The organism is Microcoleus sp. EPA2, assembly GCA_020882975.1.
Taxonomy (GTDB): Bacteria; Cyanobacteriota; Cyanobacteriia; order Cyanobacteriales; family Microcoleaceae; genus Microcoleus.
Map to the genome: position 1 here is coordinate 13,913 of JAHRFD010000001.1, position 24,461 is coordinate 38,373.

The window sequence follows — 24,461 nt, forward strand, 5'->3', positions numbered from 1 at the left end:
AATAGTCCAAGAGCCGATCGCTCGATCGTAGTCTACAGCGAAATATGACCCCACCGCAGCCGCCCCACAAACCTCGAACCGTCTTGGGTGCTATTACTCAAGCAGTCCAGACTATCGCCAAGGTTAATTTTAACCAGCTAGTGCTGAAACCGAATGCCAAAGTCCCCGAACTATGGGTGCAGGATGCCGGTGCTACCAAGGCCGAGGTTTATCCGCTATTGGGCGATCGATATCTTTTAGGTCGATCGTCCAAATCCTCTGATATTGTTATTCGCAATCCCGTAGTCAGCCACCTACATTTATCCCTATCACGGGATACGACGCGCCGCACTCCTTTTATCATCAAAGACGAAGGTTCTACTAACGGAATTTACCAGGGCAAAAGGCGAATTCAAAGTATGTCTCTGCGTCACGGCGATGTATTTACTTTAGGACCACCAGAACTCGCCGCTGCTGTCAGAATTCAGTACATAGATCCGCCACCTTTGTATTCAGAAATTTTGCGCTACAGCTTTTATGGAATCAGCGGTGTCACGGCTTTAATCGGGATGGCGATCGGCATTGAATCGACCAAATTTCAAGTACGCCCTCTGCCGAGAAGTGTCAACGGGCCAGTGATTGTCTACGCCCGTGATGGTCAAACTCCCCTGCGTCCTCCTCAAAATAACGCTCACTTAGAATTAAAGAAATTACCAGATTTTTCTCCTTATTTAGCCAAGGCAGTCATGGCTTCAGAAGACAGTCGCTACTACTGGCATTTAGGAGTAGATCCCATCGGCGTTTTGCGTGCACTTTTAACCAATTTTCGTGGAGGAGGAATTCGCGAAGGAGGTAGCACTCTGACACAGCAATTAGCAAGGAGTTTGTTTCGAGATTATGTAGGAACTCAAGATTCGGCGGGACGCAAATTGCGGGAAGCAGTAGTTGCATTAAAATTAGAAAGCTATTACAGCAAAGACGAGCTATTGCTGACTTATTTGAATCGCGTATTTTTGGGTATTGACCTGTATGGTTTTGAGGATGCAGCTCGGTTTTATTTTGGCAAATCTGCCAAGGATTTGAATTTATCAGAAGCGGCAACTTTGGCAGGAATTTTGCCCGCTCCCAATAGTTTTAACCCGATTCAAAATTATCAGTTGGCGGTGCAGTATCGCGATCGCGTAATCGAACGGATGCGAGCGATGGGTACAATTTCTCAGGAAGAAGCCGATCGCGCGAGGCGATCGCGAATTGAGATCAACCCAAAAGCGCGGGAATTTTTGCAAAGTACGATCGCTCCTTATTTCTACAGTTATGTATTTGACGAATTAGAATTTTTACTGGGGGAACAGTTAGCCAGAGAAGGTAATTTTATTGTAGAAACAGGCTTAAATCCCACACTCCAAAAAGTAGCAGAAAGTTCCCTCAGAAATGCTGTAGAAACTACAGGAGCAAGGGATGGTTTTTCCCAAGGAGCCGTGGTAACTCTCAACACAGCCACTGGCGAAGTATTAGCTTTAGTTGGCGGTGTCAGTTATCTACAAAGTCAGTTTAACCGAGCTACCCAAGCCTTGAGACAACCAGGTTCTACCTTTAAGATTTTCAGCTATGCAGCCGCCCTAGAACGGGGAATTTCCCCAAATAAAGGTTACTCCTGCGAACCCCTTTCTTGGGGCGGACAAAGTTACAGTGGCTGCGAAAGAACTAGCGGTAGTGCAGATATGTATCGGGGTTTAGCACAGTCAGAAAACGCCATTGCTTTGCGAGTAGCCCAAGATGTTGGTTTAGACAATGTAGTGCGAATGGCGAAGCGTTTAGGAATCACTTCTCCCTTGCGCTCAACCCCTGGATTAGTATTAGGTGAAAGTGAAGTTAACGTATTGCAACTAACCGGGGCATTTGGGGTTTTAGCCAATCGGGGCTTGGGCAATCGCCCCCATGTAATCAAGCGAATTATTGATAGCAGCGATTGCGAAGATAGAAAAAACTTTAAGAATTGTCGCGTGGTTTATGACTATCAAAAAGATGGAGTAGCTAATCAGCAATTAGTTTCGGAAGTCGTAGCAGATACCATGACAGATATGCTGCAAGGAGTGGTGCGGGGAGGTACCGGTAGCAGTGCGGCTTTGGGCTTGGGAGAAGCGGGCAAAACTGGCACGACTAATGATAACAAAGATTTGTGGTTTGTCGGTTATATTCCGAGTCAGCAATTGGTAACTGGAGTTTGGCTGGGAAATGATGATAATTCTCCAACTCAGGGAGGTAGTCGAGATGCGGCTCAATTGTGGGGGGATTATATGCGACAGGTGGCGCGTTAATCGATCGGGAGATATGAAACAGATTTGCTATAATTTCTATTATCGGTAATTGTCAAAACTTATGATCCAAGTTTCACCCAAGCTCGTAAACTTCGAGGAATTTGTGGAGTGGCTACCTGAAAATTCGACGGTACGCTACGAATTGCATAACGGAGATATTGTTGAGATGGCACAACCAGTAGGCGAACACGAGGAAGTTATCAGCTTTCTTGGCATCGAAATTCCTTATGAAATCAAACGTTTGGGATTGCCTTATGGTATCCCTCGCCAAGTGATAGTTAGACCTCCTGAAAAAGATTCGGGTTATTTCCCTGATTTGTTGGTGCTGAATCGTGCAAATCTGGTGAACGAAACTTTATGGCAAAAACAGTCTATCCTGAGTTTGGGTGCATCGATACCTTTGGCGATCGAGGTTGTGTCAACCAATTGGCGGGATGATTACTATTTGAAATACGCTGATTATGAGGAGATGGGTATTCCTGAATATTGGATTGTGGATTATGCTGCGTTGGGTGGACGTAGTTTTATTGGCAATCCGAAACTACCGACAATTTCTGTGTGTAACTTGGTTGATGGTGAATATCAAGTCCTTAAGTTTCGAGATAATGACCGGATTGTGTCGGAAGCTTTTCCCGATTTGAACTTGACTGCAAATCAGATTTTTGGAGCTGGTTTAGTGTAAATTGGGATTTTTTTTACCGCAGAGGGCGCAGAGGGCGCAGAGTAAGATAAGAGAGGGATGACTCAATCCGATCTCTGTCAATTTGAGATCGGAATATTGATATATGGATCACAACAATCCGCGATAACGGATAAATACTAACATTACTGCCCAGGAACCCAAGGCGACTTTGAGTGCAACTATGATATTGAGTAAGGGGAGAATTCCGCCGCTTAAAAGCGTGCCTAATTCTCCGTGGGGGAGCTCATATCCAGACAGAGTGATTACTGAGAGTACAATAAAAACCAGTACGGAAACTTTCTCCCAAGTCGCGGCGTGCCACTTTTTGTATATGTCTTGCATCGCCTGGGGTGATGAGGTAATGGCGATGAGTCCGATCGCGGTTCCGCCCGCTACACCGGCTGCAAAACCACCGCCAGGACTTAAGTGCCCGCGAATTGCTAATTCGACACCCACCAATGCCGCAATTGTTGCTCCCAATCGTGCCAAAATAATCGATGGTCGATCGGTAAATTGATAAATCGCGCAGGATGGCTTTTCATTGGCCAGTAGATAACTTGCGCCCAAAATGGCGATCGTAAATACTACGACTTCAAAAATGGTATCGTATAATCGGTTTCGCAAAATGATACCAGAAACCGCATTGGATACTCCACTATCTTGGACAACCAATTCGACGATAGAACTTTGCTGCGATGATAATAAGTCTGCTGTTGGATTAGCAATAAGCAGCATTTTCACAAACAGCGCTATTCCAGCTACAATGTAAACCCATTTCATCAATGCTTCTCCTCTACGTCTGGTGTATTTACATAGGTTAGGGTTGTCCCCGGTGATGCAAGTTCCGTTTGCATGATGTCATACACGCGGCGAACTCTAATTACGGTGTTATAAGGTTGCACTTCGCCACTTTGTTCTAGTTGTTCTTGTGGGGAACAAACAGCATGAACTTCTTTTTCCATCAGCGCCCGCTCTAATGCTTGTGGAGTCGCATAGGGAACCACTTCCAGACGCATATGGCGTTTCTTAAAAACTGCACGAATGTCATCTATTACTTGCTTAAAATGACCTGCACTTTTCTCATCTGAGACAGCATCATTCTCTATCCCACCTTCGATGACACCCAGACGCAGCACCAGGGATGAACGCACCGTCACTGCATAAAGTGTAATCGCCAGTAGGGTACCCATCAACGCTTCGGTTAAGCCCACATCCCCCGCGCCCAAGATTGTATATACCAAAGCTGCGATCGCCCCCAATACACCTCGCAGCAGCAATGCGTGGTATGGATTGACCTGAAACACCAGCATACCAGCAGCTAACGGGAGCAGAGCGACGAGGACATAAATATAGCTGTTATCGTTCATAGTTACTCCCTGCATTGGAACAATAGGCTAATACATATCCCAGCATTGTATTCCATATGGCTAAGCAAATGAGGGCAAGAATTAACAGAGGCCATTTACTGGGTATTTTCAGTAACAATCCAACAACAATCAACATCGAGCCCAGGGTATCTGCTACCGAAAGACTGTGAAGTTTATATAAAACCGATCGCTTCCCCAGCAGATAAGAAGTACCCCAAAACCAGAAGAAAATTCCTATACCGATGCAGGTATAACTCAAAACATCTATTACAATCATGCGTCACTAATACGTTTAATTATTTGTGCCAACAACATCAATCCAGCATTACCAACACTGAGGATAATCGCCGCTACCACACCGATCATCCAATCATCGCGCCAGACAGATATAACCAGAGCAATGATTGCCGCCTTAGTTGAAATACTAGCAAAAGCCAACATTGTCTGCCAGATATCATCATCTTTCCATACCTCATACATGGGCATGAGCAGAGCCAAAATCATCAAAATCAAAATCAAGTTGTTCAAGTTCTGCAATTATCTACCCTCCTAACTTAGCCCCATAAAAACTAGAAATTTCCCTCTTCTCTTCCTCTGCGCCCTCTGCGCCCTCTGCGGTAAAAAAAATCCTCAAAAAACATCAGCTAATTACTAGAAGTCCGTCGCACCCGGTGCACTTCGTAAAAACCCTCTTCGTGGTAATTCACAACAATTGTTTTCGGCGTAAAAGTAATCAAAAACACATCAAGGAAGATTAACAAGGGCGATCGATGATTTGGTACTTTCTCCATAATCACATCTTCATGTCTGTGGGGACGGAAGATCAGCTCAACAGCTTCTATATAAGCTATGGGAATCGCCATCAAGATTTTACCAAATACATCAAACCACTCCTTTAAAGGTTCTGGAGGTGCGTAGCTGCGAGGTAATAGGAAAGCTATGACAATACCGATCGCAATATTTGCCAAACTAAAATCCGCAGTCAGTAAAAACCAGATGCTCAATCTTAATATGAGATGTCCAATCATTTTGATAATGCCATCCAGAATAGTATAAGTGGAATTAGACTCATAAAACCGACCAAATGATCGAATTCTTCTAGGATACGTGGCAGTTTGATAGCCGTGCGTTGAAAAATCAAGAAATAGGCTAACCAACCAACAGCGATAGTGGCGATCGCCTTCAGCATATTTTCCAGCGTATAAGCCTCAACATAAAAAGCATTAGCTGCAATCAATCCAGCCAGCAACAGCAACACTGCCGTCCAAAAACCGGGTTTGGTTTCTGCTTTGCCGCCGCGAGGTAGAAAGATAAATTTAGCAAACACAATTGCGGTTCCCACTGCGGCGGCATTCATGGCGATCGCTTGCCAAGGCAATAAACTTTTCATCGTCAACATCTTCGCGCCAAAGCCAACCAAAAAGGGGAAGCCAGAGATTGATAAACTAGCAATAACTAAAGCAATCCAGATTCTGGTATCGATCGGCTTTTGCTTGAGCTCCTGAAAATTGCGGCTTGGTAAAGCACCAGCAATTAGGAATAGTGCCGATTTGACCAAACCGTGAGCCAGCGCATAAAAGCCGCCCACTTCTGGTACAGCAACAATCCAGCCTAGTTGCGAAATTGTGCTAAACGCCAGCATCCGTTTAGTATCCTTTTCAAAGATGGCATAAAACACGCCCATCAGTGCTGCTCCAACTCCAAAAATCTGAACTATGGGAGCCACCTCCTCCACCATGAGGGCGCAGCGCACGAGGGGATATACCCCCGCTTTCACCACAATTCCTGATAGCAAAGCCGACACTGGCGTTTCAGCTTCCGAGTGAGTTAACGGTAGCCATAGCCCGGATACAAACACGCCTCCTTTCACCAAAAGTCCCATAAAAATCAGAGCGATCGCCTCTGGGGGTGCCTTTGCCAATCCGGCAAAACTAAAGGAATAACTTGCTTTATAAACCAGCACGGCACCGATTAGATAAAATAGCATTGCCGTGTTGCTAATAAATAGATAGCGCAACGCTACCCAAATCGATCGATCGCTGCGAGGATAGGAAATCAACAGAAAAGCAGCAATCCCGCTGACTTCTAATCCGACATATAAACTGATAAAATCCGTAGAGGCAAAGGCGGCATTTAGACTGCCGTGCACCATCAGAATCTGTGCATAAAAAAATGCCGACTTATCTGTGGGCCAACAGTAGAGAACAACCGCCGCCGTGACTAGAGCATTGGTTAAGATAAAATAGCCGCTCAAGCGATCGACTAACAAAGTCACGCTGAAATTATTTAGTAACTCCAGCGTCACTGCTGACGGCATTGCAAAAAGCTGGAATGCAAAAGCAGCAGATACAATCGCTCCTAATATGGCGAGATACTTGTCAAGCTTGGGCATCAAATAAATGATAAACCCGATAAAAAATGGAAATCCAATCCAGGCGATCGTCAGAGTATTCATCTAAAAAACTTCGGTAGTTTGGGAAACTCCATCTTTGCAAGAGCGGGGAGTATTAATTAGTGTTATTCATCTCGATTTCGTGAGATTCCAATGTGGGATTATCCCGCGCCAGCTTCATCACCCCTACCAGCATTAAAGCTTGAATCGAAAAGCCGATCACGATCGCCGTTAAGATCACCGCCTGGGGAACCGGATCGGCGTAGGGGACATCTTTGCCTTTTGCAATAATTGGTGTCAGCCAGCCATCTCGCGCTGCTACTACCACATAATAGGCGATAACCCCTGTGCTCATGACATCCATGCACACGATTTTCATGATCAGGTTTTTTTTCAAAATTATACCAAAAAAGCCGCAAAATACTGTTGCCAATACCAATGCTTCTAACATGGAAATTGCCTGTTGGATAAAGAGTTTTTCGGGTTATTTTGGAACTAAAGTAGATTATTTCTAATTGCGTCCAGGATTTATCATAATTGGTATCATGTACCTAAAGCAAGAGATTTTCTCAGTTCAACTCTGCATCGGCGGAGCGATCGCGCTCGCAACAGGGATTAAGCAGACCCAAATTCAATAAATTCAGTCATTTCGCAAAGCTGCGATCGGATCTAAGCGCGCCGCATTCCTCGCTGGAAGCACCCCAGCCAATAAGCCCACAGTAAAAGATAGCCCAAAACCCGCCGCGATCGACCATACTGAAATGACAAACGGGAACTTAAACACTGTCGCCGCCCCAAAGGCGATCGCAATTCCCAACCCAATACCCGCCGTACCCCCCACCGTCGAAACCAAAACCGATTCAGCCATGAATTGAATGAGAATCGCTGCATTAGTCGCACCTACAGCTTTCCGAATCCCAATTTCCTTAGTGCGCTCCACCACAGACACCAACATAATATTAGCAATACCAATGCCGCCAACTACCAGAGAAATGCCGGCGATCGCCACCACCATCACCGTAAACAAACCTACCACATTGCTAAAAGTATTAACAATATCAACTTGATTAATCACTCGAAAATCATCCGGTTGTGGCGGATAAATATTGTGACGTAAACGCAAGATATTCTCAACTTGAAATTGAGCATCAGCTAAATCCGATTCCCCGTTAGTTTGCAACCAAAAACCAGAAATAGCAATTCCCGATAAAGAATTTCTACCCACAATCCGAGCCGACATATTTTTCAGGGGAACATAAACGCGATCGTCCTGATCCGTACCCCCTACCGACCCCTTGGGTTCCATCACTCCAATCACCTTGTAGCGGTTTCCCTGAATCCGAACATCAGCAGATAGCGCATTAGCCCCAACTCCAAAAAGGTCATCTCGCACCTTAGAACCGAGGACAACTACTGGCTCAGCAGCATTCAATTCATCCTCATTAAAAAACCGTCCAGCTTGAGGTTGAATATTCTTAACATCAGGATAATTCAAATCAGTTCCCAAAATAGCAGTAAACGAATTTTGACCGCCATAAACAACTTGCACGCTTCGCTGCAAAAAAGCGGAAATCGCCTTAACTGCCGGTGCTTGGAGGCCGATCGCCTTAGCGTCATCCCAAGTTACAGTAGAAGCAGAACCGCTACCCTGACTAACACCACCCGATCGCGAAGCACCAGATAAAACCAATAAAACATTAGTACCCAAAGCCTTCAACTGTTCCTCAGTAGACTTTTGTACTCCCTGGCCAACGGAAGTAATCGCAATCACAGAAGATATGCCAATAATTACCCCAAGCATCGTCAAACTGGTACGCAATTTATTATTCCACAGCGCCTCAGTCGCCATGAATACAATTTGAACATTGGAGATTTTGTTGATAACTGGGGGAGTCTTTAATTTCATGTTATTGGGAATTGGTTATTTGTTATTTGGTGGCAACTTCTAACAATTGCCCCCTAATTTATCACCTGACGATGCAGCCGGAAACGATAGGATTTGTGGCACAGTCCGCCTGGGGTTAAAACCCCCGTCTCATAGCTAAAGTCGGTTGAAACCGACTGAAAATTCGTCTAATGATGCAGCCGGAAACGATATGATTTGTGACACGATCCGCCGGGGGTTGAAACCCCCGTCTCATAGCTAAAGTCGGTTGAAACCGACTGAAAATTCGTCTAATGATGCAGCCGGAAACGATATGATTTGTGACACGATCCGCCTGGGGTTGAAACCCCCGTCTCATAGCTAAAGTCGGTTGAAACCGACTGAAAATTCGTCTGAAACCGATGTAGATCAACCAACTCTTCAGTCCTCTTTCAGAGGACTTTCGCTCTCTCGACAGGGATTTCAATCCCTGTCGGACTCTGCGACGAACCAACTAGCCCCGACTGCGCGGACTGACAACTAACGCAAGCGAGTTCCACCCCCCGGTTGCAAACCCGGAATCCCCCCCGACGATGGACTTTGAGATTTCTGCCGCAAGCCTGGGGGTAAACTAATAAAAACCTTTTCATTTCCCTGCAAACCCGATCGCACTTCCGTCTTATCATCAACCGTCATCCCCGTCTTAATCGGCACAAACTTAGGCTTTCCAACTTCACCACCAGCCACAAACACCCCCGTTTCCTTTTGTTGGCGGACAATGGCGGCAGTCGGGACCACCAAAACATCTTTCAATTCACCAGCTTTAAACTCAACATTCACATTCATTCCCGATCGCAAAATTTTATTTTCATCATCAATAATCGAAGCTTTCACCTCAAAACTGGTAACATTTTGCTGGACGATCGACTGAGGTGAAATTTGGCTAACTTTACCTGTAAAATTCTTTCCGGGATAAGCATCGGCTTGAATAGACGCACTTTGGCCAATACGGATTTGAGCAATGTTGCTTTCTGCCACATTCGCCACAACCTGATTTTTTGAAGCTAAGGACAAAATCGAAGAAGAAGTCGCCGAAGACACCGCACTACCTGCCGTTGTCGGGGTGACAAAAGCCCCCGGATCGGCATATTTCCGAGTCACAATACCGCTGAAAGGAGCGCGAATTTTCGTATCGTTAATCAGCGCTTGCACGGTTTGGAGACTGCCTTGGGCGGAGAGAACTTGGGCCCGCGCTTGGGCGATTTCTTCCGGGCGAGGACCGGCTTGAATTAGGGCTAAAGCTTGCTGTTTTTGCTCCACGGCGGCTTCAGCAGCGGCGATATCTTCCGGGCGCGCCCCCACTCGCACTCCAGCCAAAGCTTGCCGTTTTTGCTCCACTGCCGCCCGCGCCGCACCAATCTCTTCCGGGCGAGCACCGGCTTGAATCAGCGCCAAAGCTTGCTGTTTTTGCTCGACGGCAGCCCGCGCTTGGGCAATCTCTTCCGGGCGCGAACCAGCTCGCAGCAAGGCTACAGCTTGTTGAGCTTGTCTGACTTGAGTTTGAGCTCGATCGCGCGCGGTGCGAGAAGTATTCACAATTTGCAGAGCAATCGCTCCTGATGTATAGAGTGCTTGATTTCTCTGAAAGTCTTCTTCTGCCTGGTTTTTGGCATATTCTGCATCCCTGAGTTTAGCTTCAGCTTGGGCGATATCTTCGGGGCGATTACCCTTGAGCAATTTTTGGAGAGTTGCTTGTTGCTCGGCTAGTTGGGCTTGGGCGACGGCAATATCCTGGGTGCGATTACCGTTGAGCAATTTTTGGAGAGTTGCTTGTTGTTCAGTTAGTTGGGCTTGGGCGACGGCAATATCCTGACTGCGACTACCGTTGAGTAATTTTTCAAGACTAGCTTGTTGTTCGGCTAATTGCGCCTTGGCGACGGCAATATCTTCGGCTCGATTACCATTGAGTAATTTTTGCAAGTTGGCTTCGGCTGAGGCTAGTTGTCCGCGATTTTGGGTAAGTTGCCCTTGGAGGTTGGAATCATCCATTTGCGCCAGAATTTGCCCTTTTTCAACGCTGTCTCCTTCTTTGACGAGCAAACTTTTGAGCACTCCTGATGTTTTGGGGCTGACATTAACGCTGCGTTCGGGTACTATTGTGCCGTTTGCTGAAATGGCGATGGGTAAATTCACTCTTTCTACAGCAACGGTTTTTTCCTTGCGCCTGCTTTCTCGGCTCGATTTGACTGTGAGTTGGCTGTAAGCTGTGTAGCCAACTCCTGCAAGCAATCCGGTGGCGAGGAACCCGATTAACCACGGAGTCAGCCCTTTTTTAATTTGAAAGTGCTTTACGAAGTACATATAAATTAGACCGATCGGGCGTCTGTTTACTTTAGACCGATCGGGAACACAAAACGTTCAATTTAATTGATGATTTTTTTGATACATAGGTCTGAGTCCCTCGGAGATATCGGATAGAATTTGCTGATTGACCTATCGCCACGCACTTTAATCGCTTCACAAGATGGCGCGTACCATCGATACATAGAATATGCTGTATATCAAAAATACGCTCTCAATCTCTCAGTATAAGTGCTCTGGCGATTAATTTTTTTGGTTGAGCGATCGACTTCGCAGTAGATTTTCCGCAATATTACTTAATAAATCTCCCCGTCTTCATCAAAAATTTATTTAAAAAGGTATTTTTCAGCAAAACTTTACAGATATGCTCTGAAAATACTGTTAGAGTTGCTACAAGTTTCAAAAATAGTTTCGGATGCAAGTCACGAAATCCGGGAATTGTTGTCTTTTTTTTACCCCCAGTCAGGTGTATTATGCCAAATTTAAATAGTAAAGTTTCCCTAAGTGCGATCGCCTTTATAGACAGTAAAGTTAAAGATTATCAAAGTTTGATTGCTGGGGTGAAACCGGGTACGGAAGTAGTCGTTTTGGATGGGCAGAAAGATGCGATCGCCCAAATTACTCAAATCTTAGCTTGTCGTACCAATATTGACAGCATTCATATAATTTCTCACGGTGCTCCCGGTAGCTTGCAACTGGGAAAAACCAGATTTTCCGAAGCTAATTTAGAAACATATTCCGAACAATTGCAGCAATGGCGGAGTGCTTTTACAGACAATGCGGATATTCTGATTTACGGTTGCAATGTGGCATCTGGGCCTCGCGTTTATCCGAGAGTCCGCCGGGGAATTAATTCCCCGTCTCATAGCGGAAGTCGGTTTCAACCGACAGGGAATAATTCATTTATTCAGTCATCTTTAGATGACTTGTGCTATGAGACGGGGGTTTCAACCCCCGGCGGAACCGGGGAACAAGCGAGAAATTTAGATGTAGATTTTGAAATAGATGGTTTCACCTTCATCCAACGAATTGCCCAACTCACAAATACCAACGTTGCCGCCTCCAAAAACCTCACCGGAAGCGCGACAAAAGGTGGCGACTGGGAACTAGAAACCAGCACTGGATCGATTAAAACACCGCTAGTATTTCGGGAAGATGCGATCGCAGCATACAGCCATGTTCTATCAAGTTTCGGTGCTGAAACTAATTTTGGCGCAGGGAATCAACCGCAATTCGTTGGTATCGGAGATTTCAACGGCGACACCAAGCCTGACTTAGCCGTGGCGAATCGTGCAGGTAACAACGTTTCTATCCTAATAGGGACAGGTACAGGAAGCTTTAGTGCTCCCACTAATTTTCCTGTGGGACAATATGCCTTTGCTGTCACGGTGGCAGACTTTAATGGAGACACGAAGCTTGACCTAGCCGTTGCCAACTGGGGAACTAATAACGTATCAATTTTGTTAGGAACAGGGACAGGCAGTTTTGGTACAGCTACCAACTTTAACGTCGGGTCGAGTCCCTGGTCAGTTACGTCCGGCGACTTCAATGGAGATGGCAAAATTGACCTAGCCACAGCCAACATTGACTCAAACAATGTCTCGATTCTATTAGGGACAGGTACTGGCAGCTTTGGCACTGCCACCAACTTTATCGTCGGGACAAAACCCCAGTCTGTATCTGTAGGCGACTTTAACAAAGACGGCAAACTTGACCTAACGACGGCAAACTTTAACTCAAACAATGTCTCGATTCTATTGGGGACAGGGACGGGTAGCTTTGGCACTGCCACTAATTTTAATGTGGGGACAAACCCCTATTCTGTTGCTGTGGGAGATTTTAACGCGGATGCCAAGCCTGACATAGCCACGGCCAACGAAGGTTCTAATGATGTATCCGTACTCTTGGGGAATGGCACAGGTGGCTTTGGGGCTACCACTAACTTTCTTGTGGGGACAGGGCCTCGTTCCGTTACTGTGGGTGACTTTAACGCAGACGGTAAAATTGACTTAGCTACGGCCAACGGTGTTAGCAACTCGACCCCTATTGCTAATAACCTCTCGGTTCTGCTGGGGACAGGCACTGGTACTTTTAGCCCTGCCACCAACTATAGCTTGGGGTCAAATCCTTGGACTGTCACCGCGGCCGATTTGAATGCGGATGGGGTTCTTGACCTAGCCACGTCGAACTATTGGACTAACAATGTTTCGGTGGTGCTGAATACACCCAACACAGTCAATTTCGGTGCGGCTACTTACAGCGGCGTGGAAGGAACAACAGACACCGCAGTTAATATTCCCGTCACCCTCAGCGGCGGCACTCCCTTGACAGATGTAGTTGTACCAATTGTTATCAATCCCAGTAGCAGTGCCACCCAAAATTCAGACTACACCTTTTCACCTACAACTGTTACATTCCCCGCAGGTGCAACAGGTGCGACACTCACCAAGAATGTTGCAGTTACTATCAAGCCCGACAATCTACCTGAAAATGCCGAAACCGCAATTCTCAACTTTGGCACAATTACTGGAGGCGTTGGGGGTACAACCAAACAAACCACACTAACTATTGCCGCCAACGATCAACCTTCAACCCTGAGTCCTTACAAAATTGACCTCAAAACAGGCGCAATTACTGGTCAGCCCAACCCGTTTATTTCTCTAGTAAATACCCCGGCAGACTCCAACGCAGACAGTTGGTTAGAAGCGGTTGCCAAAATCAATTTTGACGGCAACATCAAGAAAGCGAAATTTATCGTTGAATACGACAAAGCCCCGTCAGGATGGACGGTAAATCTCGGCGACTCTGCGTCAAACGACGGCTATGGAGGGGATGGAGGCGATCAAAGTCGTGATGCCGAGGTGCAGATTGTTAACGGGAGTATGGCAGTTTTTGGCAATGACTACAATACACCCGCTGGTGCAGAACTTCCCCAAGGAAATGTGCCTAATTTTGTGAGTAATGGTTCCCGCATCGAGTTAGAAGTCAGCAACGAACAACTGGCTTGGGATAACAAAAGCGGACTAAAAAATAGCTTGAATTCGCCGTATCTTTACGCCCTAAACGGTCAAGCTGATGCTGGTGGGCCTGTCAATTCGGAGATTTACGCCGGATTTAACAGGGTGATTTCTGGGCCTTTTGATCGCATCGGATCTGGTGCTAGCAAGGTAACAATTCTACTCAATCCGATCGACTACGCAGTTAGTGCTGGTGTTGCAATCGTTACTGAAGGGAATTCCGGCAAAACAGGAGTCACATTTACTGTTAATCGCAGCGGTTCCACTGAGTTTGCGAGCAAAATAGATTATGCGATCGCAGGTACTGCTACAAACGTCAGCGATTACAACAACATCGGCGGCACATCCGGTGCAACTGGCGCGACAGGTACGATTAATTTTGCAGCCGGCGAGACATCGAAAACCATTACTCTCGATGTTTTGGGCGATGTGGCGGTCGAACCCAATGAAACCGTTAATGTTACGCTGTCAAATCCCTCTGGATTAGATTCTACACCCACAATTACTACGGCTGTGGCGACAACAACCGTAACTAATGATGACACTGCCGGCATCACTGTCAATCCCAAAACATTATCAACTACGGAAGCCGGCAGCAAGGCAGATTTCACAGTCAAACTTAACACTCAACCAACTGCTGACGTTACCATCGGTTTGAGTAGTGACAATGTAGCTGAAGGAACTGTTGCAACTAATAGCTTAACTTTCACTCCCGCTAACTGGAACCTAGAGAAAACAGTAACGGTGACTGGGGTGGATGATTTTGTAGCTGATGGAAATGCAGTTTACAAAATTGTCACGGCGGCTGCTGCTAGTGCTGATGCTAATTACAATAGCCTGAATCCTGATGATGTTACAGTCACCAACACTGACAATGACAATCCGGGAATTATTAGTATTACCCAGAGTACGACTGGGTTAACTACCAGTGAAATTGGCGGTAAAGCTAATTTCACAGTCAAACTAAATTCTCAACCAACTGCTAACGTTACCATCGGTTTGAGTAGTTCCAATGTTGCCGAAGGAACTGTTGCGCCGACAAGCTTAACTTTCACTCCGACTAACTGGAAGCAAGAGCAAACAGTAACGGTGACTGGTGTGGACGATTTTGTAGCTGATGGCAATATAGTTTACAAAATTGTGACAGCGGCTGCTGTCACCACCGACGCTAATTACAAGAATCTAAATCCTTTGGTTCTCACCGTCACCAATACTGACAATGATACTCCGGGAATTACGATTAACCCAACAGCATTGACTACCAGTGAAGTCGCTGGTAAAGCTAATTTCACAGTCAAACTCAACTCTCAACCAACTGCTAACGTCACCATCGGTTTGAGTAGTGACAATGTAGCTGAAGGAACGGTTTCGACTAATAGCTTAACTTTCACTCCAGCTAACTGGAATCAACTACAAACCATCACGGTGACTGGTGTTGACGATTTGCTGGTTGATGGCAATGTAGTTTACAAAATCGTCACGGCTGCTGCTGTCAGCACCGACACTAATTACAATAATCTGAATCCCTTGGATGTCACCGTCACCAATAGCGACAATGAAACTCCGGGAATTACAGTCAATCCGACGGCGGGGTTGACTACTGGTGAAGATGGTACTAAGGCAAATTTTGCTGTGGTTTTGAATACTAAACCAACGGCTAATGTGACTATCGGTTTGAATAGTTCTAATGTGGCGGAAGGAACTGTTTCGACTAATAGTTTAACTTTCACTCCGGCTAACTGGGATACAGCACAAGCAGTGACAGTAACTGGGGTTAATGATAGTATCGCTGACGGGGATATTGACTACAAAGTTATTACGGGGGCTACTGTTAGTACAGACCCGAATTACAATAACAAAGATGTAGCGGATGTTGGTATTACAAATCAGGACAATGATAGGGCTGGTGTTTCTGTTAGTGTTACCGAAACAACTGCTACCGAAGGCGGGGCGAATGGCAGTTATGCGATCGAGTTAACGTCGCAGCCGATCGCCCCTGTTACCATCAATCTCACAACAGATAATCAGCTTCAGGCGATCGCCCCTATCACTTTCACTCCGAATAATTGGAATGTATCTCAAACTGTTACGGTGAAAGCTTTTGATAATACGGGCGTGGATGGACCGCACAGTGGCACTATTACTCACAGTGTAAGTAGCACTGATACTAAGTATAATGTGGTGGTGGTTCCTGCGGTGACAGTGGCGATCGCTGATAACGATGTAGCGCCGACTCCAACTCCAACACCAACGGAAACACCGACACCGACGGGAACACCTACACCTACACCGACGGAAATACCGACACCAACTCCGACGGGAACACCGACACCGACGGAAATACCGACGGGAACACCTACACCTACACCGACGGAAATACCGACACCAACTCCGACGGGAACACCGACACCGACGGAAATACCGACACCAACTCCGACGGGAACACCGACACCGACGGAAATACCGACACCAACTCCGACGGGAACACCAACTCCGACGGGAACACCAACTCCGACGGGAACACCAACTCCGACGGGAACACCAACTCCGACGGGAACACCGACACCGACGGGAACACCGACACCGACACCGACACCGACACCGACGGGAATACCAACGCCGACACCGACACCGACGGGAACACCGACACCGACACCTACCTCTGGCTCTGCTGGCATCACCGTCTCCCCTACCAGCGGATTAATCACCACTAAAACAGGTGGCAAAGCCAAATTTACCATCAAACTCGATACCCCGCCGATCGCTCCTGTAACTATCGGTTTGAAGGTTTCTCCTCCAACTCAAGCAGAAGGTAGTCTGTCCATTTCAGAAGTTATCTTTACACCTGAAAACTGGAATATACCCCAGGAGGTAACGGTAAGAGGAGAGGGTGGTGTTATCACTGCTAACGCGAACCGATCTTATACAATCGTTACCGCCCCTGCGATCAGCACTGACAGCAAATACTCAGGCCTTGATGCCTCTGATGTCAGTCTTACCAATATGTTTGTTTATTTAGAGACAAATCCCGAACGAAATTTTCCTCGGATTATTGTTGGGCCGACACAGCAATTGACTACCACAGAAGCTGGTGGAACTGATAATTTCAGCGTTGTCCTCACTCGCAAACCTATTGCTGATGTTTTCATCCCCATCAGGAGTGACAACACAGCAGAAGGAACAGTTTCTGTATCGACGCTGAAGTTCACTCCTGATAATTGGGATATAGCTCAGACGGTTACAGTCCAGGGTGTTAACGATAATGTACTTGATGGCGATCGCCCCTACAAAATTATCCTCGATCGCGCTATCAGCAACGACGATTTTGCCATCGGCAGCCCTGGAACTCCCAGATACTCACTTGTCGCTCCTCAAGATATCAGCGCCATCAATCTCGAACGCAATTACACTTTCAGCAAAATCAATACAGAAATCTCCAGTAATTTCAACGGCGGAGCGATTAGCCCTTGGGGAGACTACAACGCTGATGGGAAACTGGATTTTATCGCTGCGGGGGGTCTTAAGTCACTTACCAACTTCGGTAGCGCCGATAACTTCACGCGCACTTCCCTGTACCGGAACACAGGCAGTACATTTACTGATGACAGTGGTATAGGTTTCGATTTAGCTTCTGCCGCATCTTGGGGAGACTACGATAATGACGGCAAGCTAAATTTTGCGTTACAAACAGTAGGAAATGGCAGAATTCAGCAGCCACCTCCTCTCAAAATCTACGGCGGCGATGGATTCAACTCCGAACAGACAAGTTCCGCTGATAGTTCCCAAGCATGGGCAGACTACAACAATGACGGCAAACTCGATCTGCTTAATGCTACCCAGCAAAACTTCAGCATACTTTACCGCAACACCAGCAGCAGTTTTACGCCAGATACTACAGCCCAACTCCCCCGCGTTTCTAATAGTTCGGCTGCATGGGGAGACTATGACAAAGACGGCAAACTCGATCTCCTGCTAACGGGCAATAGTGTCTCAGGCAAAATAACCAAGCTGTTTCGCAATACTGGCACTGGGTTTACGGAAGATACGACTGCTGTCTTGCCCGGTGTTTCTGATGGTTCGGCTGCTTGGGGAGACTATGACAATGATGGCGATTTGGATATCTTGCTTGCCGGCGATAGCGTTTCAGGGCAAATAGCCAAAGTTTACCGCAACACTAACAACCGCTTTAGCGAAGACACAAATGCCGTATTGCCCGGTGGCAGTTTTGCAGCTTGGGGAGACTACGACAACGATGGCAAATTCGATATCTTGCTCAACAGCGAATTGGACAACAAGTTTTACAGCCAAATTTACCGCAACACTGGCAGTGGTTTTAGCGAAGATCCCAACGCTGGACTGACTGGTGCGAGTTTTGGAGCTTGGGGAGACTATAACAGTGACGGCAAATTGGATATTTTGCTGGGAAATCAAGTTTACCGCAGCAATACTGCGATCGCGAACACTCCTCCCACAGCACCCACAGGGCTATCAGCTTTACCTTTTGGTAAAAATGTGACTTTTAACTGGAACAAAGCAACGGATGCTCAAACTCCTGCTAATGGTTTAAGTTACAACCTACGAGTTGGCACAACACCTGGTGGCAGTGATATTCTCGCCCCGATGTCTCTCAATGACGGCACTCGGCAAGTTGTAGCCCTGGGTAATGCCAACCAAAACACCCAGTGGCAACTCAAAGACTTGTCTCCGGGGACCTATTACTGGAGTGTACAGGCGATCGACACTGCTTGGGCAGGTTCCCCTTTTGCCACTGAAGGCACTTTTACCACACTCCCCAACCGCCCACCTGTTCTCAACTACGGCCCTAATACAACCCCGTGGCATTACCAGTACATCAAGTCAAGCAGTTCATCGACATTCAAGTATACCTTCCCGTCGAACACTTTCACAGACCCAGATCCGGGCGACAAGCTCACCTACACAGCAACTCTGATGGACGGTAGTCCCTTACCAAGTTGGCTCACCTTCAATCCAGATACCCGTACACTCAGTGGCACAAGTCCTAAACCGCAACAGTTGACAATTAAGTTAACAGCAACGGACAGGGCTGGGGCTAGCGCCAGCGACGATACAGGTCGATTTAAGGGTATGTTACTGACATTTAGCAGCACCGGCGTAGTCATAGACGGCTACATAAACGGTGCAACCCTCTTCCTCGATGCCAACAAAAACGGCATCAAAGACACCAACGAACCATCCACAATTACTAACAGCAACGGTAGCTTTAATCTCAACATCCCCTTCGAGATTTTCGATACCAACAAAAACGGAGAAATCGACCCATCAGAAGGCAATTTAGTTGCCACTGGAGGCACTGACACCGCCACCGGCTTACCCCTAGAAACACCAGTCACCGCACCGCCAGATTCCACAGTTGTCACCCTCCTAACCAGCTTAATCGCCGACTTAATCGACAAAGGAATTGCACCAGAAGCAGCCCAATCTTTAGTCACAGCCGCCCTTTCCCTCCCTGCTGAATATGACCTCACTAACTTAGACCCTATCTCCGCCACCAACCAAAATTTACCCGGCGGAGTCCAAGTCTTAGCAGCAATGGTGAAAGTCCAAAACTTCATCACCCAAACTACTGCTTTGATTGACGGTGCTTCCAGTGCAGCCAATACTAATATTGTCAAAGCTGTTGTCAGTTCAATTACGAACCAAATTCAATCCAGTACAGTCTTAAACCTCAGCAACGCAGCAGCCTTAGAACCGATCGTTCAGCAAGCAGCCGCGAAAATCCAGCAGATTGACCCCAGTTTCAACAGTCAAAAAATCACCCCAATTACCTCCCAAGCAGCGACAGTAATGGCGACGGCTAATCAACGAATTGATACCGCTGTTTCTAACCCAACAGCCACATCAATTCCTGAATCAGTAGCCCGCATCCAACAAGTAGCCTTGGGTCCCACAACTCAAGATTTCAAAGCGATTGGTGCGGGAACTAAGACAATCGCCCAGGTAGTTACTGACAATACTGGTGCTGCTTTAGATAGCCGACTTCAAGCAGTGATATTGCCTGTGGGAATTGCCACTCCTATTATCACTGGCGATGCGGATTTGGGCAGCAATTCCCAGAATGCAATTCTGGGTACAAATGGCGATGATATCCTGAATGGCGACAGCGCGAATAATGTGTTGATGGGCATGAGGGGCAATGATTCCCTCGATGGTGGTACTGGGAATGACACTCTTTTCGGCGGCAAAGGTAGCGATACTTTGCTCGGCGGTAGCGGTGATGATGCCTTGTTTGCCGGCCGCGGTGCTGATATTTTGACTGGCGGCGATGGTAATGATAGTCTACTTGGAGGTAAGGGTGATGATTTGCTGAATGGCGATTTGGGAAATGATACTTTGACGGGAGGATTGGGATTAGATAAATTCTTGCTATCGACCAATTCCGGTACTGATACCATCGATGATTTTGAAGTTAGTAAAGACTTGTTAGTATTGGGTAGCGGGCTGAGTTTTTCGCAATTGGCTATTGTCCAAAATAGCGGTGCAACTTTCATCCGCATTGCGCAAACGGGCGAAACTTTAGCGGCTCTTAGTGGAGTTTCTGCTAGCAGTATCAGTGCAGTTAATTTCGGGTTAATTTGAGATTGAATTTAGCCATAAATTAGTTACTACTAATACAAACCTGCGCTAAATTTTTAGGTAATATTGTATAGTAATCGCTCAGACTATGCAGGCGATTTGCTATACAATATTCAAGTGTACGCCTGCTGGAAGCTGTCTTAAACCATAGGTAAACTCTCATGATTTCTTTCTCTAAGTTAGGAAACTACGGAAGGCTGGGCAATCAATTATTTCAATACGCATTCCTGAGAACAACAGCACGACGTCTGGGAACTCAATTTTTTTGCCCTAAGTGGGATGGTGATGATATCTTCAACCTGAAGGATGAAGGTGAGCGTGCTAGCGCACCGGCCGGGATTGTTCATTATTTCGACCCCCATCCTGAAGCTGGCTTTACACCGGCAGCGCTTTCCATCGGAGACCACACTGAAATCCAAGGTTTCTTTCAATCTGAAAAATATTACTCAGATAAGCAACTTGTACGTGAGTGGTACACTTTCAAGAACGAGATTGTCACTGAGGTAAAAAAGCTCTATGGCGACATTTTGCAAAAGGATTGTGTTAGCTTTTCGCTCCGCCTCGATACCGATTACGGCAATACCAGAGAATATTTCCCGCTTTACCCGCTTTCTTTTTACAAGAATTCCTTAAGTGCGATCGAACCCAAAGGTTCAATTCTTGTGTTTTCCGATCGTCCAGATTTAGCCAGAGAATTTTTGCGTGACATTAAAGAGCATGAATTGATCTTTGTAGATAACCTGAATGCTCCTCAGCAACTTTATTTAATGACCCTGTGTCGAGCTAATGTGATTACTAATTCTACTTTTTCGTGGTGGGGTGCTTGGTTGAACCCGCACCCACAGAAAATAGTAGTAGTTCCGACAGCTTGGTGCCGCCCAGGGGTGCCCAACCCGGTTGAAGGTATTCTCTGCGATGATTGGGTCAAGCTACCAGGCACTGATCCGATCTTAGATAACTTTCAAGTCTGGAGGATCAGACACCCCATCGCGACTGTCAAAAGGCTATTGACTCGTTTCCAACAATAAATACTAATGTCTATCCCAGGATGGAATCGATCGAACTTTTCACAAGTTCGATCGCACTTTTCCTCCTCAACAAACCGCCGCCAGCCCAAATTCTGTAATCGCAGCCTCCGGCCCCACCAAAGAAACATAGGGTTCTACGAAAAATTTCCTAGCAGCATCCCGCGCTTCTGAAGCTGTCACCTGGGCAATTTCTGCTTGGAATTCTTCGTCAAATTTAATTCCCAATCCCAAGGTTTCGTACCAGCCTACAACTTGAGCAATTTGGGAATTAGTCTGTTTTCCTAAAGCATATTGACCGAGGATTTTGTTCTTACAAGCTTGCAATTCCTCGTCATCAAGTTGGCTATTTGCTAGTCGATCGACTTCTGTACGCAATCCATCAAAAGCAGTCTGTGTATTTTCCGGGGCCGTACCCATATACACCACAAACTGTGCCGCATCTAACCGCGTCGCATACATGGAGGAAACATCGTAAGCCAAACCTCGCTTTTCCCTCAATTCCACAAACAACCGACTCGACAAACCATTTCCCAAATAACTATTGAGCAACTTCAGCGCTGCGTAGCCAGTATCTTTTACTGCTGGGGCAAGGTAGCCCAACATCACCACTGATTGCTGGGTTTCTTGGGGCTTCAACGCCGATTTCGGGTGGGGGATGATGGTGGGTAAGCTTAAAGTGGGTAGCGGTGTTGCTGGCGCTTTCCAGTCGCCAAAAATGCGATCGACTAGGGCGATCGCATCTGCTGTGGATATTCTGCCGGCGATCGAAATGACTACATTATCCGGGCGGAAATAGGTTTTGTGAAACTGTTGGAGATCGGTTCGAGTCAGGTTGGACATGGTATCTTCCGTGCCCAAGGTAGAGAAAGCATAGGGATGGTCCTGATACATCGTCTGCCGCAGTTGCTCAAACGCGATGGAAAATGGTTGTTCTTTTTGCGATCGAATTGCTGATATAGCAATGCGACGTTCTAGTTCCACTTCTGCTTCAGGAAAATTGGGCGATCGCATCAATTCACTCGCCAACTCCAAAATATCCGTAAAGTCGGCTGAAACAGTCTTCAAACTCACCAAAAAATAGTCGGAAGTTGAATCCGTACCCAACCTCGCTCCCACCGATTCTACACGTTCGGCAATTTCTAGGGAAGAAAGGCGATCGGTTCCTTTAGTCATTACCGCCGACAGTAAGTGACACAATCCAGCTTGTTCCGGCTGTACCCAGCGACTACCCGCCCGTAGGAATATCCTAGCTGCAATAATATCTGCGGCTGGGTTTTCTGCGGCCAAGACAACAATACCATTGTCTAAAACTGTGCGGTGGATTTCATTTTTCATTTTTAATTTAGTGGGAATTGGGAAACTGACTAATGGCTAATGACTACTGACTACTGACTAATGACTAAATTGGTTTTAGCACCACGGCCGCATAGTGTTTGGGAGAAAGATATTGTCTAGCTAAACGCTGGATGTCTAGTGGCTCGAATGCCTGAATCTTGGTGGGATAGCTCATCGCTAATTCAGCTTTGGCGATCGTATTGTAATACCCATAAAGACCAGCCAGTTGGGCTGGGGTTTCGATGGAGAAAGCAAAATCATTGCACAGCAAACGCTTACAGCGAAGTAATTCTACCTCAGAAACCAGCTCAGACTGCAATTGGCCAAGTCGATCGCAAATCACACTTTCCACCCTTTCGACATCTTCCGCCGCCAACACAGCACTTATCGTAAATAAACTCGATTCCCGTTGTAAGGAAAAAGAGCTCTCGATCGCCTGTACCAATTGTAGTTCTTCCCGCAGTTCCCTGACTAAACGAGACGATCGCCCGTCAGCCAGCAACACCGACAGCAAATCCAAGCCACAAGCACTTTCCAATTGTGCTACTCCCGGCCCAGTCCAAGCCATCATCAGCCGTGCTTGTTCCAATCTAGGAAGATAAAGTTCCTGACGACGCATCTCTACCAGTGGCGGTTCAGCTACTGCTACCAACTTGGGACACTCCCACCTGTCAGAAAACTCCCCGAAAGCTTGGCTAGTCAAATCCATCGCCTGTGCTTCCTCAACTCCCCCAACTATCACCACAGTCATATTTTCTGGTTGATAGTGCGATCGATGGAAACAGCGCATTTCGTGGGGTGTTAGCGACATCAGCAACTCTTCTGTGCCCAATACCGATCGCCTGTAGGGATGGCACTGATAAACTGTTTCCATCATTGCTTGGAAACCCAGCCAATCGGGGTCGTCTTGAGCTTGGCGGATTTCTTCTAACACCACATCTCGCTCGCGATCGAATTCGGCATCGGGAATCGAAGCCCGCAGCAGCAATTCTGCTAGTGGCTGAGTAGTTTCTGCTAAATAACTTGCCGCCGCCGTGACATAAAAATGGGCGTAGTCGTGACTTGTCGCTGCATTAGTCACACCGCCACGATTTTCGATTATTTGGTCAAATTCGACCGGGGCGATCGAGTCAGTCCCCTTAAATATCATATGTTCTAGAAAGTGAGCCATTCCCGACCACGAATCCGGCTCTTGCGTTGCACCCGCCTTTACCCACACGTCTAGTGCGACCACAGGTGTAGCCTTCAGGTGCTGGTGAATGACCGTTAACCCGTTATTCAGCTTCCAGACGTTTGCTGGGAAATCTAAAGTAGTCAGGATTTGAGACAAGCTAGTTATTCTTAAACTTTAGTTAACTATAGTAGCGCTTTACAGATGGGCGATCGGGGTGCATTGATACAAATTTTCTCTTGCCTCATCTATAGAATCACCTTTTTACCATTTTTAGGTTTAAAAGTCAATAGATTTAGCGGGAGATAGATCAATCAGTCGGGAGAAAGAGG

The 24,461-nt window shown here is 46.6% G+C and carries 15 protein-coding genes; 4 read left to right on the forward strand and 11 right to left on the reverse strand.

The annotated features are described in order from the left end of the window. Window positions 1–44: 44 nt before the first annotated feature. Together AAFP14_RS00050 and AAFP14_RS00055 are read left to right on the forward strand one after the other, a co-directional pair. Complete coding sequence (locus tag AAFP14_RS00050) at window positions 45–2,297, forward strand: transglycosylase domain-containing protein (RefSeq protein ID WP_341730307.1); 2,253 nt, start codon at window positions 45–47, stop codon at window positions 2,295–2,297. 61 nt (window positions 2,298–2,358) lie between these two features. Further along, window positions 2,359–2,979, forward strand: a complete 621-nt coding sequence (locus AAFP14_RS00055) for a Uma2 family endonuclease (protein WP_341730308.1) — start codon at window positions 2,359–2,361, stop codon at window positions 2,977–2,979. A 108-nt stretch (window positions 2,980–3,087) separates the two neighbouring features. Here the strand turns inward: AAFP14_RS00055 and AAFP14_RS00060 are convergent, their stop codons facing one another. The 9 genes from AAFP14_RS00060 to AAFP14_RS00100 form a co-directional block, all read right to left on the reverse strand. Next, window positions 3,088–3,759, reverse strand: a complete 672-nt coding sequence (locus tag AAFP14_RS00060) for a Na(+)/H(+) antiporter subunit B (RefSeq protein WP_341730309.1) — start codon at window positions 3,757–3,759, stop codon at window positions 3,088–3,090. Beyond that, window positions 3,759–4,346, reverse strand: a complete 588-nt coding sequence (locus AAFP14_RS00065) for a DUF4040 domain-containing protein (RefSeq protein WP_341730310.1) — start codon at window positions 4,344–4,346, stop codon at window positions 3,759–3,761. Before AAFP14_RS00065 ends, AAFP14_RS00060 begins: the two co-directional genes overlap by 1 nt. Then, a complete protein-coding gene (locus AAFP14_RS00070) occupies window positions 4,336–4,623 on the reverse strand; it encodes a monovalent cation/H(+) antiporter subunit G (protein WP_340521664.1) in 288 nt (95 codons plus the stop codon). The genes AAFP14_RS00065 and AAFP14_RS00070 overlap by 11 nt, the downstream gene beginning before the upstream one ends. Then, window positions 4,620–4,850, reverse strand: a complete 231-nt coding sequence (locus AAFP14_RS00075) for a hypothetical protein (protein WP_341730740.1) — start codon at window positions 4,848–4,850, stop codon at window positions 4,620–4,622. Before AAFP14_RS00075 ends, AAFP14_RS00070 begins: the two co-directional genes overlap by 4 nt. 140 nt (window positions 4,851–4,990) lie before the next feature. Next, window positions 4,991–5,374: a Na+/H+ antiporter subunit E gene (locus AAFP14_RS00080; RefSeq protein ID WP_341730311.1), complete on the reverse strand. Its 384-nt coding sequence runs from the start codon at window positions 5,372–5,374 to the stop codon at window positions 4,991–4,993. Then, on the reverse strand, window positions 5,371–6,801 hold the full coding sequence (locus tag AAFP14_RS00085) for a cation:proton antiporter (RefSeq protein WP_341730312.1): 1,431 nt from the start codon (window positions 6,799–6,801) through the stop codon (window positions 5,371–5,373). Before AAFP14_RS00085 ends, AAFP14_RS00080 begins: the two co-directional genes overlap by 4 nt. Before the next feature lie 52 nt (window positions 6,802–6,853). Continuing rightward, window positions 6,854–7,189 (reverse strand): cation:proton antiporter subunit C, encoded by a 336-nt coding sequence (locus AAFP14_RS00090; protein ID WP_340521667.1) that lies wholly within the window; start codon window positions 7,187–7,189, stop codon window positions 6,854–6,856. Between the two features lie 189 nt (window positions 7,190–7,378). Continuing rightward, a complete protein-coding gene (locus tag AAFP14_RS00095; protein WP_341730313.1) occupies window positions 7,379–8,644 on the reverse strand; it encodes an ABC transporter permease in 1,266 nt (421 codons plus the stop codon). Window positions 8,645–9,142: 498 nt separating this feature from the next. Continuing rightward, complete coding sequence (locus AAFP14_RS00100) at window positions 9,143–10,963, reverse strand: efflux RND transporter periplasmic adaptor subunit (RefSeq protein ID WP_341730314.1); 1,821 nt, start codon at window positions 10,961–10,963, stop codon at window positions 9,143–9,145. Between the two features lie 473 nt (window positions 10,964–11,436). Here AAFP14_RS00100 and AAFP14_RS00105 point away from each other — a divergent pair, with 473 nt between their 5' ends. Then, complete coding sequence (locus tag AAFP14_RS00105) at window positions 11,437–20,598, forward strand: FG-GAP-like repeat-containing protein (protein ID WP_341730315.1); 9,162 nt, start codon at window positions 11,437–11,439, stop codon at window positions 20,596–20,598. A gap of 158 nt (window positions 20,599–20,756) precedes the next feature. Next, window positions 20,757–21,623, forward strand: a complete 867-nt coding sequence (locus AAFP14_RS00110) for an alpha-1,2-fucosyltransferase (protein WP_341730316.1) — start codon at window positions 20,757–20,759, stop codon at window positions 21,621–21,623. A 66-nt stretch (window positions 21,624–21,689) separates the two neighbouring features. Here AAFP14_RS00110 and AAFP14_RS00115 read toward each other — a convergent pair whose 3' ends face one another. Both AAFP14_RS00115 and AAFP14_RS00120 read right to left on the reverse strand, forming a co-directional pair. Further along, window positions 21,690–22,958 carry a M16 family metallopeptidase gene (locus AAFP14_RS00115; RefSeq protein WP_341730317.1) on the reverse strand — a complete coding sequence of 423 codons (1,269 nt, stop codon included), beginning with the start codon at window positions 22,956–22,958 and terminating at the stop codon, window positions 21,690–21,692. A 64-nt stretch (window positions 22,959–23,022) separates the two neighbouring features. Then, window positions 23,023–24,288 (reverse strand): M16 family metallopeptidase, encoded by a 1,266-nt coding sequence (locus tag AAFP14_RS00120; RefSeq protein WP_341730318.1) that lies wholly within the window; start codon window positions 24,286–24,288, stop codon window positions 23,023–23,025. Between the last annotated feature and the right edge of the window lie 173 nt (window positions 24,289–24,461).